The following is a 13,950-nucleotide window of genomic DNA, read 5'->3' on the forward strand; positions in this document are numbered from 1 at the left end:
TCCTAACCCGTGGAAGAAGCTGCCTGTCAACAGCACTCCTTTCCTTCCCGCCATCAATGGCGGGGTTTCTCGGAGCAAATTCTGATGAACAAAACCCTGATTGCCGCCGCCTCCGCCACCGCGCTCTTCGCCCCGCTCGCGCACGCGCAGAGCGCGGTCTCGCTGTACGGCCTGATCGACGCCGGCATCGCATACACCAACAACGTGAACGGCGGGGCCCAGTGGCGGATGACCACCGGCACGATCAACGGCAGCCGTTTCGGGCTGCGCGGCACCGAAGATCTCGGCGGCGGCCTGAAGGCGCTGTTCGTGCTGGAGAACGGCTTCAACGCGAACAACGGCGCGCTCGGCCAGGACGGCAAGCTGTTCGGCCGTCATGCCTACGTGGGCCTGAGCCGCAGCGGCTACGGCACGCTGACGCTCGGCCGCCAGTACGACACGATGGTCGACTTCGTCGCGCCGCTGTCCGCGACGGCCGGCGACTTCGGCGATACGGGCTTCGCGCATCCGTTCGACAACGACAACCTGAACCATTCGGTGCGCATCAACAACGCGGTCAAGTACACGAGCGACACGATCGCGGGCTTCAAGGTCGGCGCGCTGTACGGCTTCTCGAACTCGACGAACTTCGCCGGCAACCGCGCGTACAGCGTCGCGGCGAGCTACACGAACGGCCCGCTGAAGCTGGCCGGCGCATATCTGCAAATGAACGGCACGAAGGGTTCGACGAGCGCGAGCCCCGGCGCGACCGACGTGGCCGAAGCGAAGAGCGTGAGCCAGGGCGGCTGGTCGGTGGGCGCGGACCGCATGCGCACGTACGGCGGCGGTGTCAGCTACGGGTTCGGTCCGGCGACGGTCGGCTTCGTCTATACGCGTTCGCAGTACGACAACTCGGGCTCGTTCGGCTCCACCGGCCAGGTTGCGTTCAACAACTACGACGTGAACGTGCGCTATGCGGTGACACCGGCGGTCAGCCTCGGCGCGGCCTACGTGTACACGGACGCCAGCGTGTCGAACCCCGACAGCAAGCACGGCACCGATCCGAAGTGGCACCAGGTCGACCTGCAGGCGGTGTACAAGCTGTCGCGCCGCACCGACCTGTACGCGGAAGCGATGTACCAGCACGCATCGGGCCGCGGCTACCAGGCGTTCATCAACACGTCGGGCGGCGCATCGAGCACCGCGAACCAGATCGTCGGCACGATCGGCATGCGCACGCGCTTCTGACCGCCGATTCGCATGACGGGACGGCGCGTCGCCCGCCGGCCATGCCCGTGTCGCCGATCGCGGGTCGGGTCGACACGGGCGACGTGCGCCAATGTTGTGCCATCTGGAAAGCAGCCTGCCTGGAATCGGGGTTTTTGCGGCCGCGTGCGCTGCATAGACTGGCGTCGATGGTTCGGATCGCACATCGATCGCCGAACCGGCCTCACCCCCGTCTACAGGAGAACATCGTGAAATCGCTCGTCGTTACCGCCGCCGCTGCCGTCCTGCTTGCCGCACCTGCCCTGTCGATCGCGCAGTCCGCAAAGTCGCCCGTCACGCGCGCGCAGGTGCTGCAGGAGCTCTATGACCTCGAATCGGTGGGCTACAACCCGTCGCTCGGCGACGCCGGCAACTATCCGGACGACATCATGGCCGCGCAGGAGCGCCTCGCGGCAAAACGGCTCGCCGAGCACAAGGCCGTGCAAAGCGGATATGGCCCGACCGGTGCGGGCGCAACCGAATCGGGTGTGGCAGCGAAGCCCGCGCTGTGAAAGCATGCGGCAACGCCGCGCCCGCATGACTCTTACCGTGCGGGCGAGGCGGCTGTCTCGCGAACCGGCCCATGATGACGCGGCCGGACAAACAGCGCGCTGTCCGGCACGCTGCCATTCTGTTGCTTTCCGTATTCGCCCGCCGTCAGGCGGCCTGCGGTTCGCGGTCGATCGCGTTCAGCATCTCGACGTCGCGCGCGATCATCCCCGGCACCTGCGCCCGCAGCATCTCGACCCAGGTGCGCACCTTCGCGTCGACGAAGCGGCGCGATGGATACAGCGCATACACGTTCATTTTCTGCAGGATGTGCTCGGGCAGCACGCGCACGAGCGTGCCGTCGCGCAGCGCGTCGATCGCCGAATACAGCGGCAGCATGCCGATCCCGATGCCGTCGCGGATCGCGAGCGCGAGCGACTCGGCCGTATTGGTCTGCACCGGCCCGGCGACATGAATCTGCTCGACGCCCCCGGCGCCTTCGAGCACCCATTCGTGGGTCGGGAACGCCGGCGTGCAGAGCGTCAGGCACGCGTGCGCGCCGAGATCCTGCGGGCGTGCGGGCGCGCCGTGACGCTTCACGTACTCGGGCGACGCGCACAGGATGCTGAAGGTCGAGCCGAGCAGGTGCGACACGAGTTCCGAATCGGGCAGCGACGACGCGGTCACGACAGCCATCTCGCTCGTGCCGTCGAACAGGTCGGGCATGCGCTGCGACAGCGACAGCTCGATCGACACGTCCGGATACTGCGTGTGATAGCGCGTCAGCGCGGGCATCACGTAGTGATGGCCGACGCTCGCGAAGCTGTGCATGCGCAGGACGCCGGCCGGCCGCTCGTGCGCGCAGCTTGCCTCTTCCTCGGCGCGATCGACGTCGGCGAGGATTTGCCGGCAGCGCCGCAGATAGCTTTCGCCGGCCGACGTCAGCGCGAGACGGCGCGTCGAACGATTCATCAGACGGGTGCGCAGGCGCGCCTCGAGCTCCGACACCGCGCGCGACATCGCGCCCGTCGTCGAATTCAGCGATTGCGCGGCCGCGGTGAAACTGCCCGTCTCGACGACGCGCGTAAACACCCGCATGTTTTGTAGGGTATCCATTCGTGTGAACCACCTGTAGCGGAGCCGCCATTTTCCTCCAGTGGATGCGAAAGATTGTTACGCGACCTGCAACTATCGTTTCCCCGTAGCTGCGTTAATGCCCGCGCGCCACCCTCCTACAATCGGCGCCTCATCAGTCGAACGGACCCGTCCGGACGCGCCGCGACTCTATTCGCTTCGTCGCAATCCTTGCGCTCGGCCCTTCTGGTGGCCAGCGCAAGCCCGTTATCAGCGTGAACAGCCCTACATGAAGCCACAACCTGCGATCGAGCGACCTTCCATCGAACCCCCACGATGGAGCGCCTGGCTCGATCCGCTCCGCGGCGCCGCGCGCGACTGGGCCGTGAGCGACGGGCTGATCTGGCTGCACCTCGCCAAAACCGTGCTCGCCGCGCTGCTCGCGATGGGCATCGCGATGCGGCTCGAGATGTCGCAGCCGCGCACCGCGATGACGACCGTGTTCGTGCTGATGCAGCCGCTGTCGGGGATGGTGTTCGCGAAGAGCTTCTATCGCGTGCTCGGCACGGCGGCCGGGCTCGTCGCCGCGCTCGCGCTCGGCGGGCTGTTCGCGCAGCAGCCGGAGTTGTACATGGCCGGCATCACGCTGTGGATCGGCGCCTGTATCGCGCTCGCGGTGCGCAACCGCCACTTCCGCTGGTACGGATTCGTGCTTGCCGGTTATACCGCCGCGCTGATCGGCCTGCCGGCGGTGATGACGCCGCAGACGCTGTTCCAGTCCGCGCTCACGCGCGCGGCGGAAGTCGCGCTGGGCATCGCGTGCTCCGGTGCGGTCAGCGCGCTGATCCTGCCACTCAGTTCCGCGAAGGCGCTGATGCGCTCGCTGAGCGCCCGCCATGTGAAGTTCGCGGCCTTCGCGGCCGGCGCGCTGTCGGGCGAGCTCGCGCGCGGCGATTTCGAGCGGCGCTTCGCCGATTTCGTCGACGAGATCGTCGGCTTCGAGGCCAACCGCGCGTTCGCGTCGTTCGAGGATCCGCACATTCGCGCGCGCAGCCGCCGGCTCGCGCGGTTGAACAGCGAGTTCATGAACGCGTGCACCCGCCTGCATGCGCTGCACCAGCTCGTCAAGCGCTTGCGCGCGAACCGCTCGGACGCCGTGCTCGACGCGCTCGCGCCGCATGTCGACGGGCTCGCGCGGCGGATCACCGCGTTGCGCGACGAGCGGCAGCGCGGGATCGCGTCGACGACCGGTGCGCTGCTCGAACTGCGCCGCTTTCACGGCGCGTTGCCGAAGGCTGCCCGCGCGTCGCGCCGGGAGATCGAGGAGCACGCGGCCGGTGGCCTGCTCGACTTCGATACCGCGATCGAGCTGATGTATCGCTTCATCGGCGAGTATGTCGGCTATGCCGATACGTACGCGTCGCTCGACCGCGACGATCATGCGTTCGAACGCTCGGTCACGCGCTACGCGGTGAAGACCAATTCATTTTTCGTCGGCTTCGCGTTCCTGCGCACGCTCGTCGCCGTCGGCGCGATGAGCGCGTTCTGGATCGCGTCCGAATGGCCTAGCGGCCCGCTCGCCGTGATCGCCACGGCGATCGCGTGCGCGCTGAGCTCGACTTCGCCGCGCGCGTCGAAATTCGTCGCGCAGATGGCCGTCGGCGCGGCGTTCGCGACGGCGGTCGGCTATGTGTTCCTGTGCTACGTGTATCCGAACATCGACGGCTTCCCGCTGCTGTGCGCGGCACTCGCGCCGGTGCTCGGCCTCGGCGCGTTTCTCGCGATGCGTGCGGGGCTGTCCGGTTACGGGATCGGCTTCGCGGTGTTCTTCTGCCTGCTCGCGGGGCCCGACAACGCAATCGCGTATACCCCCGAGGTGCTCGTCAACAACGGTTTCGCCGTCGTCATCGCGATGCTGGCGTGCTCGATCGTGTTCGCGGTGGTGTTTCCAACCCACATGCCGTGGCTCACGTCGCGCATCGCGCACGATCTGCGCCGCCAGGTCACGCTCGCCTGCGAAGGCACGCGCGACGGCCTCGCGGCGCGCTTCCAGTCGAGCACGCACGACCTGATGGCGCAGCTGCGCACGCTGCTCGTCAGGCGCACGCGAGCGCATCGCGACGCACTGCGCTGGATGCTGTCGACGCTCGAAGTCGGCCACGCGGTGATCGACCTGCGCGACGAGCTGCACGGTTTCTGCGAATCGAAACCGCCGCAGACGACGCGCTGGACCGTGTCGGTCGATGCAGTGCTGCGCGAGCTGCCGCGCTTCTTCGACGATCCGACGCCGGTCCACCACGCGCGCACGCTCAAATCGGTGAACCTGGCGATCCGCACTGCGCAGCACACGCTGCATGCGTGGTACGCGGTGCCGGCCGAGCGCCACCGCATGCAGCGCATCGTCGGGTGCCTGCACTTCATCCGCAGCGCGCTGCTGGACAAGGACGCGCCGTTCAACCGCCACCGTCATTGATCGATAAAGGCGATCGACAGCGATCGATGCGCGCGCAACGTCATCCTTGTTCCGATTGGAAATAAGCTCTGCGCCCGCGGCGATTAATCTTCAAGCAGTGCGAGCCTATAGTTTCCTCACTGCCAGCGAGACTGGCACTGACCCAGGAGAAACTCAAATGAAGCCGCTGCACCTCGCCCTCGTTGCCCTGTCGCTCGCCGCCGCTGTCGCGCACGCCCAGCCCGCGCCGGCCGACCACGCGCAGCAACCGGCGGCGAATCGCGCCGAAGCCGTCCAGGCCGCCGGTCGCGTCGATCGTGCGCAATCGAAGCAGGAAGACCCGAACGCATGCGTCGGCCCCGTCAGCTTCTGCAACGTCTACTTCGGCAGCTGAGCATGACCCCGCGTCGTCACGGCCGAGCCCGCCGCGCACGCATCGCATGCCTCACACCCATCGCGTGCGCGCGCGCACGACGCGCCGGCCGCTCGCCGCAACGACATTGCCCGCCGCGCCGCTTCCATTGAAGCGGCGCATCGCGTTTCAAGCGCCGCGTCCCGGCCGCCACCCCACTTCGCGCAACGCATCCAGCAAGCGCGCCGGCCCCAGCCCTTCGACCCGCGCGCCGCGCGATTCGACGTCGCTCCCCGCGACCAGCGCATTCACGATCGCTTCCTCCACCGCTTCCGCCGCGGCTGCGAACAGCGCCGAGATATGGTCGTTATTCACCATCGTCACGGCCGTCGTGGGCGCACCCTTGCTGCCGTAGTTCGCGGCCGGCAGCCCGTCGTTGCCCGTCGCAAACGCGACGAAGATGTCGCCGCTCGAATCCTCCGTGCCGCCGCCGACGCGAGCCAGCCCGACGCTCGCGCGCTGCGCGACGCGCGTGCACTGGTGCGGCAGCAGCGGCGCGTCGGTCGCGATCGTGACGACGATCGAGCCCATCCCGGCTTCGCCTCGCGCATCGGGCGCGCGGAACGGCGAATGCACGTGCCGCAGCACTTCGCCGACCGGATAGCCGGCCACGCGCAGCATCTCGCGCACGCCGTAGTTCGCCTGCACGAGCGCGCCGACGGTCCAGCCGCCCGCGTCGGCCGCGACCACCCGCGACGCGGTGCCGATGCCGCCCTTGAACTCGTGGCAGATCATCCCCGTGCCGCCGCCGACGCCGCCCTCGGCGACCGGCCCCGACTGCGCCGCGGCCAGCGCACGCTGTACGTGCGCGGCATTCACGTGCTGCCCCCAGATGTCGTTGAGCAGTCCGTCGTAGGTTTCCATCACGACCGGCATGCACCAGTACACGCGGCCGGCCGCCGCTTCGCGTTCGTTCGCGATCAGCGCATCGCGCACCGCGCCGACGCTGTGCGTGTTCGTATAGGCGATCGGTGTCGTCAGCAGGCCGGCTTCGCGGATCCATTCGAGCCCGGTCGCATCGCCGTTGCCGTTCAGCACGTGGACACCCGCGAAGCACGGCGAATCGTGCGCGGCGCCCGCGCGCGGCTCGATGACGGTCACGCCGGTGCGGATCGATGCGTCGCCGTTCTCGACGTTCAGCGTGCAATGCCCGACCCGCACGCCCGGTACGTCCGTGATCGCGTTGAAACGGCCCGGCGTGCCGAGTCCGATGCGGATGCCGAGATCCCTCGTGCGCATGATGCATTTCCTCCCGTGTTTCAATGGTTCGGTGTTTCGGTATGCCAAGGTTTCGACGCGGCGTTCAGAGCGCGCGGAACGCGTCGCTGTGGCGCGCCCAGACCGCATACATCACGAGCGCGGCCGCCAGCAGCGCGCCGATGATGATCAGGTCGGTCGGCTTGGTCGCCGTCGCCAGCGTCGTGTAGAGCGTGTACGCGGCGCCCGCCACCGCGACGAGCGGCGTCACGGGCCACAGCGGCATCCGGTAGTGATGTTCGACGTCGCGGCGCACGAACCGGCTCGCCAGCGCGGCCAGCCCGACGACCAGATAGATCAGCAGCAGCAGGTCGACCGTGAACGCGGTCAGCTCGTCGAGGCTCGACACGAACACCAGCCCCGACGACGGCACCGCCAGCGCGAGCGTCGCGAGCCACGGCGATGCGAAGCGCGGATGGATCGTCGAGAACGCGCGGTTGCAGGTGCGCGACCAGAGCGCATGCCGGCCGCTGCTGTACAGCAGGCGCCCCATCGTGATCACGATCGCGATGATCGCATTGAACACCGACAGGAAGATCCCGCCGCTGACCACCCGCGATACCACCGGATTGCTCAGCGAACGCACGACATAGCCGATCGGGTCGGCGCTCTTGGTCAGCTCCGTCAGCGACGGCGCGCCGAGCACGATCGCGGTGAGCGGGATCAGTTCGACGACGAGGATCACCAGCAGCGAATAGATCACCGCCTTCGCGACGTTGCGGTTGCCGCCGCGCAGGTCTTCCGCGAGATACGCGGCGGAGCCGAAGCCGTTGTAGCAGAAGATCGCCGTGCCGATCGCGGGCACGATCGCCGCGAACGTGGCGGGCACCAGCGCATTGCCGCTCGCGACGACCGGCGCGACCAGCACCTCGGCGCCGCGATGCGGGGCGCCGAAGCCGAGCCCCGCGATCAGCATCAGCACACCGATCTCGACGACGAGAAACGCGCCCGTGATCCACGCATTCGTCTTGATGTTCAGCATGCCGAGCACGTAGCTGAGCAGCACGATCGTCAGCGCGACCGACTGGTTGCCGAAGTGCGTGCCGAGCGCGTTGTTCAGGTACGGCGCGGCGCCGCTCGCGAGCACGGCCGGGATGAACACGCTGACGGACAGCACCGTGATGAAAGTCAGGTAGCCGGGCAGCGTGCCGAACACGCGCTTGGCCATCACGTACTCGCCGCCCGCGCTGCGGTGCGCGGCGCTTAGTTCCGCGTAGCAGAGGGCGAACGCAAGCGCGAGCACGCCGCCGAGCAGGAACGACAGCACCGCGCCGCTGCCGGCCTGCTGGATCGCGAACGGCGCGATCACGAAGATCGAGCTTGCAGGCGTCACGCCCGACACGGTGATCATCACCGCATCGCGCACGCTGAGCGTCTGCGACAACGCGCGCGGCGCGTCTTCCGTGGCAGGCGTCGCTTGCAGCGTGCCCGTCGATTCCGACATCATCGCCATTTCGTTCTCCTGTGCTTGCGGTCTGCCGCCTATGCATGACGCATGCGCGCTGCATGTGCGGCCAGATCCTTTGCGCCGTTTTTTTGAACACCCATACTCGGGCCCGATTGATTGCGTGGCAGTCTAGGAAGCCAAATTCAGGACCGCTATTCCCCCTTCGTGTTACGCCCTCCGGTGGTGGTATGGATCGACTCTTCTGCGAAATCGCGATGCACCAGGCGCTCGGCCGCGCAATCGATCATCTCGGCCAGCCGCGCTTCTGGCGGTTCCTGGTGCTGCTGCTCAACGAAATGGTGCCGTTCGACAACGCGCTCGCGACCGCGATCGGCCGCGACGGCGTGCCGCTCGTGCTCGACGAATACGACACGGGCGGCACCGACAGCGCGTCGCCGGTGCCGCTTTACCTCAACGGGTTATATCTGCTCGATCCGTTCCTGCAGGCCGCGCACGACGGGCTCGCCGACGGCTGCTACCGGCTCGAGGAAGTCGCGCCCGACCTGTTCCGGCAGAGCGAGTATTTCCTGAGCTACTTCCGCGACGCGGTCGGCGACGACGAAATCCAGATCCTGCTGCGCCCGAACCCCGATCTGCTGCTGTCGTTGTCGCTCGGCGCGTCCGCGCGCTTCGAGGTCGAGCCGCTCGGCAAGCTGACGGCCGCGATGCCGTGGGTGCTCGCGGCGATCCGGCAGCACTGGCGGCTGGTGGGCGATGCCGCGCGCGCGACGCCCGACGACGATCTCGGCGCGCGCGTCGAGCAGGCGCTCGCGCGCTTCGGCGCGGGCGTGCTGACGGATCGCGAGATGTCGATCGCGCGCATGGTGCTGCGCGGCAATTCGTCGAAGGCGATCGCGGAGCGGCTGGCGATTTCACCGGAGACGGTGAAGGTGCATCGGCGGCATCTCTACGCGAAGCTCGGAATCTCGTCGCAGCCGGAGCTGTTTTCGCGGTTCATTCAGGCGTTGGGGGAGAATGCGGCGGGGTAGGCATGTCGATGCGCGCCGTCAACGACCCGATGCAATGAACCCGCCATCGGGCGCCTGGTGCGGCACATACCAGCCGAAATACACTTCGGCCTCCACGATCCGCCCGTTGCGCACGCGCAACCGCTCCGCGTTCCGGAAGCGCCGGCCGGCACTCGTCTCGGCTTCGTACACGACGAACACGTATTCACCGTGAACGGCCACGTCGACGAAGTCGAAACCGGCGAGCATCGCGCTGTTCGGCCAGCAGCGCGCCAGATACGCGTCGCGGTCGAGCCGGTTGTCGAGCGGGCTCGTGAAATGGAAGTCCGGCGCGATCAGCGCTTCGATCGCGTCGCGGTCCTTGTCGACATACGCGCGATAGCTCGCGCGTGCCACATCACCGGGGTCGTCAGGCATCGTCGTTCCCTCCGCGAAGGACCGGGACGAACGCGACGGCCCGCGTCGCCCCGAGGCATCGATGAATACGGATGGGCGGCATGCGCGCACCGCACCGCGCTTTTCGCGCCGGCCTGCCGATGCCGCGGTTGCCCGGATCCGCACGCACGGGCATGAAGGCCGCCGGCGTGCGGGCTCCCGTCCGTGCGCTTGCGCGGCCATCGGTGCCGCAGGCGGCGTGCCGTCGTTCATGCGCCGCCACCGGCATCATCGAGCAATCCGCGTGCCGACCCCGGCCGCCCACTTCACTGAGGCCATGTCCGCGTAGTCCGGCCCGCTGCCCGATGCGCTGCTCGCGCTGCGCGACGCGCATCCGTCGTTGCGCGTGCATGTATCGGCCGGCATGTCGGCCGAACTGGCGAATCGCGTCGCGGCCGGCGAACTCGAGGCGGCGATCACGACCCGCCCGGTGCGCCCGCCGCGCGCAACCACCGCCCCGTTGCGCGGGGCCTACGCGCTGCCGATGCGCCCCCGGTTCTTCTCGCAGCCCTGCCAAAAACCGCCTATGGTGAATGAATGGCGTCCGTTCAGCCGCCATTCGACTACGCGTCGCTCGCACCGGCTGACACGGCGCCGTGTTCCGGCACCATTCCCCGCGATCGTGCGCACGCCCGGCCGTGCACGCGATTCGCGCCGCCCACCGGACTATCAGGAGGTATCCATGAAAGCCGTGCTGCTCGTCAGTTCCGTCGTGCTCGCCATGGCGTCCGTTTCAGCTTCGGCTCAAGGCTCGATCACCAAAGTCGAAAACGGCGCGCTCGTCGGCGCGAACGGGATGACCGTCTACGCATTCGACAAGGACAAGCCCAACGCCGGCACCAGTGCCTGCTCGGGCCCATGCGAGACCCTCTGGCCGCCGTACAAGGCCAGCGCGACCGACGTACCGGTCGGCCCCTACACGATCGTCAAGCGTGACGACGGCAGCCCGCAATGGGCGTACAAGGGCAAGCCGCTGTACTTCTTCTCGAAGGACATGAAACAGGGCGATCGCAACGGCGACAATTTCAAGAACGCGTGGCACGTCGTCGCGCCGTAAGCGTTCGTTCCACGCGTTGCGTGTCGGCACGGCCGCGGCACGCGTAAAAAACCTGCCCCGATCGGCGATCGGGGCAGGTTTGGGCGTGCGCGCGCCGACTGCGCGCGACACCCGCCATGCGCAGCCGGCACGCGCGTCAGCGGTTCGACGGGAAGCTGAACACCGTCCCTTCGCGCACACCGGCCGACGGCCAGCGCTGCGTGATCGTCTTGCGCTTCGTGTAGAACCGCACCGCATCCGGGCCGTACGCGTGCAGGTCGCCGAACAAAGAGCGCTTCCAGCCGCCGAACGAGTGGTACGCGACCGGCACCGGCAGCGGCACGTTGATGCCGACCATGCCGATCTGGATGTTGTCGCCGAAGTAGCGCGCCGCTTCGCCGTCGCGCGTGAACAGGCACGTGCCGTTGCCGTATTCGTGCGCATCGATCAGCGCCATCGCCTCGTCGAGCGACTTCACGCGGATCACGCCGAGCACCGGCCCGAAGATCTCGTGCTGGTAGATCGGCATGCCGGGCTTCACGTTATCGAACAGGCACGGGCCGAGGTAGTAGCCGCCGTCGTGGCCGTCGACCTTCACGCCGCGGCCGTCGACGACGAGCGTCGCGCCCGCTTCCACGCCCGCTGCGACGAAGCCCGTCACCTTCTCGAAATGCTGCTTCGTGACGAGCGGCCCCATGTCGACGCCGGCACCGTTGCCCGGGCCGACCTTCATCTTCTCGATCTCGGCCTTCAGCCCTTCGACCACCTTGTCGCCCGTTTCATCGCCGATCGCGACGACGAGCGGGATCGCCATGCAGCGCTCGCCGCACGAACCGTACGCGGCGCCCATCAGCGCGTTCACCGCGTTGCCGATGTCGGCGTCGGGCATCACCACCGCGAAGTTCTTCGCGCCGCCGAGCGCCTGCACGCGCTTGCCGTGCGCGCAGCCGGTCGAATAGATGGTTTCGGCGATCGGCGTCGAGCCGACGAAGCTCACCGCCTTCACGCGCGGGTCGGTCAGGATCGTGTCGACCGCCTCCTTGTCGCCGTTCACGACGTTCAGCACGCCCGGCGGCAGGCCGGCCTCGAGCGCGAGCTCGGCCATGCGCAGCGTCGACGACGGCGTGCGCTCGGACGGCTTCAGCACGAACGTGTTGCCGCACGCCACAGCCATCGGCCACATCCACAACGGCACCATCACCGGGAAGTTGAACGGCGTGATGCCGGCGGCGACGCCGAGCGCCTGGAACTCGCTCCACGAATCGATCGCGGGGCCGACGTTCTTGCTGTGCTCGCCCTTCAGCAGCTCAGGCACGTAGGTCGCGTATTCGACGTTCTCGATCCCGCGCTGCAGTTCGCCCATCGCGTCGGCGAGCACCTTGCCGTGCTCGGCGGTGATCAGCGCGCACAGTTCGTCCGCGTGCTCCTCGAGCAGTGTCTTGAAGCGGCTCATCACGCGGGCGCGCTTCAGCGGCGGCGTGTTGCGCCACGCCGGGAACGCGGCCTGCGCGGACGCGATCGCGGCTTCGACGGTCAACTTGTCGGCGAGCGCGACGCTCTTGTGCGATTCGCCGGTCGCCGGGTCGAACACCGGCTGCACGCGGCTGCCGCCGTCGACGCGCTTGCCGTCGATCAGGTGGCCGACGGTGGAGGTCACATTGCTGTCGTGTTTCATCGTTCAGGCTCTTTCGTGAATTCGGTTGGCGCAACGGGCGAGCCGCGGCTCAGTCCACTTCGTTCAGTGCGTCGGACAGCGCGTTGACCAGGTTGTCGATCTCGCGCTTCTCGGAGATGAACGGCGGCGCGAGCTGGATCGTGTCGCCGCCGTAGCGCACGTAGAAGCCCTTCGCCCAGCAACGCATCGCGATCTCGTACGGGCGCCGTGCCGGCTCGCCCGGCAGCGCCGCGATCGTCAGGCCTGCCGCCAGCCCGTAGTTGCGGATGTCCGTGATATGGCGCTGGCCCTTCAACCCGTGCACGGCCGCCTCGAAATGCGGCGCGAGATCGCGCACGCGGGCCACCGCGTCTTCCTTCACCAGCAGGTCGAGCGCCGCGACGCCGGCCGCGCAGGCGACCGGGTGCGCCGAGTATGTGTAGCCGTGCGGGAACTCGAGCATGTACTCGGGGCCGCCCACGGCCATGAAGGTGTCGTAGATTTCCTTCGTCGCGATCACCCCGCCGAGCGGCTGCACGCCGTTCGTCACCTGTTTCGCGAAGTTCATGATGTCCGGCGTCACGCCGAACGCATCGGCGCCCGTCATCGCGCCGGCGCGGCCGAAGCCCGTGATGACTTCGTCGAAGATCAGCAGGATGTCGTGCGCGGTACAGATGTCGCGCAGGCGCTTCAGATAGCCCTTCGGCGGCACGACCACGCCCGCCGAACCCGAGAACGGCTCGACGATCACGGCCGCGATGTTCGATGCGTCGTGCAGCGCGATCAGGTCGAGCAGGCGGTCGGCGAGGTCGGCGCCGGTCTCCGGCATCCCGCGCGAGAACCTGTTTTCGGCGAGTTGCGTGTGCGGCAGGAAATCGGCGTCGATCCCCTGGCCGAACAGCTTGCGGTTCGGCCCGATCCCGCCGACCGAGATACCGCCGAAGTTCACGCCGTGATAGCCCTTCTCGCGGCCGATCAGGCGCGTCTTCGTGCCCTTGCCCTTCGCGCGCCAGTACGCGCGGGCCATCTTCAGCGACGTGTCGGCCGCTTCCGAGCCCGAGCCGGTGAAGAACACGTAGTCGAGGCCGGCTGGCGTGAGGTCCTTGATCTTGTTCGCGAGCTCGAACGACTTCGGATGGCCGAACTGGAACGCCGGTGCGTAGTCGAGCTGCGCGACCTGGCGGCTCACGGCCTCCGTGATTTCCGCGCGGCCGTGGCCCAGGCCCGTGCACCACAAACCCGACAGGCCGTCGAAGATCTTGCGGCCTTCGCCATCCGTGTAATACGCGTCCTTGGCCGACACGATCATGCGCGGGTCCGACTTGAACTGGCGGTTCGCCGTGAACGGCATCCAGTGGGCGTCGAGCCACGCGGCGTCGGTGCGGAGGTCGGTCTCGTCCTGCTGGCGGGTGGTGATCGTATTGGTCATGTCGGTCGGCGCGACGCGCCCCTCGTGCTTGTGATGATGTTGCGCATTGTCG

Annotated in this window: 12 protein-coding genes and 1 pseudogene; 7 read left to right on the forward strand and 6 right to left on the reverse strand. The window is 67.9% G+C overall.

Annotated features, from left to right (window positions below; genetic code table 11):
• Positions 1-84: 84 nt before the first annotated feature.
• Both SB786_RS21595 and SB786_RS21600 read left to right on the forward strand, forming a co-directional pair.
• A complete protein-coding gene (locus SB786_RS21595) occupies positions 85-1,227 on the forward strand; it encodes a porin (protein ID WP_410729261.1) in 1,143 nt (380 codons plus the stop codon).
• A 227-nt stretch (positions 1,228-1,454) separates the two neighbouring features.
• Entirely contained in the window at positions 1,455-1,757 is a 303-nt protein-coding gene (locus SB786_RS21600; RefSeq protein WP_410729262.1) for a DUF4148 domain-containing protein, read from the forward strand.
• 145 nt (positions 1,758-1,902) lie between these two features.
• Here the strand turns inward: SB786_RS21600 and SB786_RS21605 are convergent, their stop codons facing one another.
• A complete protein-coding gene (locus SB786_RS21605) occupies positions 1,903-2,850 on the reverse strand; it encodes a LysR family transcriptional regulator (protein WP_410729263.1) in 948 nt (315 codons plus the stop codon).
• 247 nt (positions 2,851-3,097) lie between these two features.
• Between SB786_RS21605 and SB786_RS21610 the strand changes: the two genes are divergently transcribed.
• A complete protein-coding gene (locus SB786_RS21610; RefSeq protein WP_410729264.1) occupies positions 3,098-5,281 on the forward strand; it encodes an FUSC family protein in 2,184 nt (727 codons plus the stop codon).
• Positions 5,282-5,438: 157 nt separating this feature from the next.
• Positions 5,439-5,654 (forward strand): hypothetical protein, encoded by a 216-nt coding sequence (locus SB786_RS21615; protein ID WP_410729265.1) that lies wholly within the window; start codon positions 5,439-5,441, stop codon positions 5,652-5,654.
• A 147-nt stretch (positions 5,655-5,801) separates the two neighbouring features.
• Here the strand turns inward: SB786_RS21615 and SB786_RS21620 are convergent, their stop codons facing one another.
• Complete coding sequence (locus SB786_RS21620; protein WP_410729266.1) at positions 5,802-6,911, reverse strand: P1 family peptidase; 1,110 nt, start codon at positions 6,909-6,911, stop codon at positions 5,802-5,804.
• A 64-nt stretch (positions 6,912-6,975) separates the two neighbouring features.
• Positions 6,976-8,382, reverse strand: coding sequence for an APC family permease (locus SB786_RS21625; protein ID WP_410729267.1), 1,407 nt, complete (start codon positions 8,380-8,382; stop codon positions 6,976-6,978).
• A 182-nt stretch (positions 8,383-8,564) separates the two neighbouring features.
• Between SB786_RS21625 and SB786_RS21630 the strand changes: the two genes are divergently transcribed.
• A complete protein-coding gene (locus tag SB786_RS21630; RefSeq protein ID WP_410729268.1) occupies positions 8,565-9,365 on the forward strand; it encodes a helix-turn-helix transcriptional regulator in 801 nt (266 codons plus the stop codon).
• 18 nt (positions 9,366-9,383) lie between these two features.
• Here the strand turns inward: SB786_RS21630 and SB786_RS21635 are convergent, their stop codons facing one another.
• On the reverse strand, positions 9,384-9,761 hold the full coding sequence (locus SB786_RS21635) for a nuclear transport factor 2 family protein (RefSeq protein ID WP_410729269.1): 378 nt from the start codon (positions 9,759-9,761) through the stop codon (positions 9,384-9,386).
• Between the two features lie 316 nt (positions 9,762-10,077).
• Here SB786_RS21635 and SB786_RS21640 point away from each other — a divergent pair.
• Positions 10,078-10,230 (forward strand): annotated as a pseudogene (locus SB786_RS21640) (LysR substrate-binding domain-containing protein); the annotation flags it as partial.
• A 231-nt stretch (positions 10,231-10,461) separates the two neighbouring features.
• On the forward strand, positions 10,462-10,836 hold the full coding sequence (locus tag SB786_RS21645; RefSeq protein ID WP_410729270.1) for a hypothetical protein: 375 nt from the start codon (positions 10,462-10,464) through the stop codon (positions 10,834-10,836).
• Between the two features lie 136 nt (positions 10,837-10,972).
• Here SB786_RS21645 and SB786_RS21650 read toward each other — a convergent pair whose 3' ends face one another.
• Positions 10,973-12,490 (reverse strand): CoA-acylating methylmalonate-semialdehyde dehydrogenase, encoded by a 1,518-nt coding sequence (locus SB786_RS21650; protein WP_410729272.1) that lies wholly within the window; start codon positions 12,488-12,490, stop codon positions 10,973-10,975.
• 49 nt (positions 12,491-12,539) lie between these two features.
• Positions 12,540-13,898: an aspartate aminotransferase family protein gene (locus SB786_RS21655; protein WP_410729274.1), complete on the reverse strand. Its 1,359-nt coding sequence runs from the start codon at positions 13,896-13,898 to the stop codon at positions 12,540-12,542.
• Positions 13,899-13,950 lie beyond the last annotated feature (52 nt).

It is taken from the genome of Burkholderia sp. SIMBA_062 (assembly GCF_046534765.1).
Taxonomy (GTDB): Bacteria; Pseudomonadota; Gammaproteobacteria; order Burkholderiales; family Burkholderiaceae; genus Burkholderia; species Burkholderia ambifaria.

What these genes read in the sequence shown, in the direction of transcription:
- SB786_RS21595 (WP_410729261.1), top strand. Translation starts at nt 85, where the DNA reads ATGAACAAAACCCTGATTGCCGCCGCCTCCGCCACCGCGCTCTTCGCC.
- SB786_RS21605 (WP_410729263.1), bottom strand. Translation starts at nt 2,850, where the DNA reads ATGGATACCCTACAAAACATGCGGGTGTTTACGCGCGTCGTCGAGACG.
- SB786_RS21610 (WP_410729264.1), top strand. Translation starts at nt 3,098, where the DNA reads ATGAAGCCACAACCTGCGATCGAGCGACCTTCCATCGAACCCCCACGA.
- SB786_RS21615 (WP_410729265.1), top strand. Translation starts at nt 5,439, where the DNA reads ATGAAGCCGCTGCACCTCGCCCTCGTTGCCCTGTCGCTCGCCGCCGCT.
- SB786_RS21620 (WP_410729266.1), bottom strand. Translation starts at nt 6,911, where the DNA reads ATGCGCACGAGGGATCTCGGCATCCGCATCGGACTCGGCACGCCGGGC.
- SB786_RS21625 (WP_410729267.1), bottom strand. Translation starts at nt 8,382, where the DNA reads ATGGCGATGATGTCGGAATCGACGGGCACGCTGCAAGCGACGCCTGCC.
- SB786_RS21630 (WP_410729268.1), top strand. Translation starts at nt 8,565, where the DNA reads ATGGATCGACTCTTCTGCGAAATCGCGATGCACCAGGCGCTCGGCCGC.
- SB786_RS21635 (WP_410729269.1), bottom strand. Translation starts at nt 9,761, where the DNA reads ATGCCTGACGACCCCGGTGATGTGGCACGCGCGAGCTATCGCGCGTAT.
- SB786_RS21645 (WP_410729270.1), top strand. Translation starts at nt 10,462, where the DNA reads ATGAAAGCCGTGCTGCTCGTCAGTTCCGTCGTGCTCGCCATGGCGTCC.
- SB786_RS21650 (WP_410729272.1), bottom strand. Translation starts at nt 12,490, where the DNA reads ATGAAACACGACAGCAATGTGACCTCCACCGTCGGCCACCTGATCGAC.
- SB786_RS21655 (WP_410729274.1), bottom strand. Translation starts at nt 13,898, where the DNA reads ATGACCAATACGATCACCACCCGCCAGCAGGACGAGACCGACCTCCGC.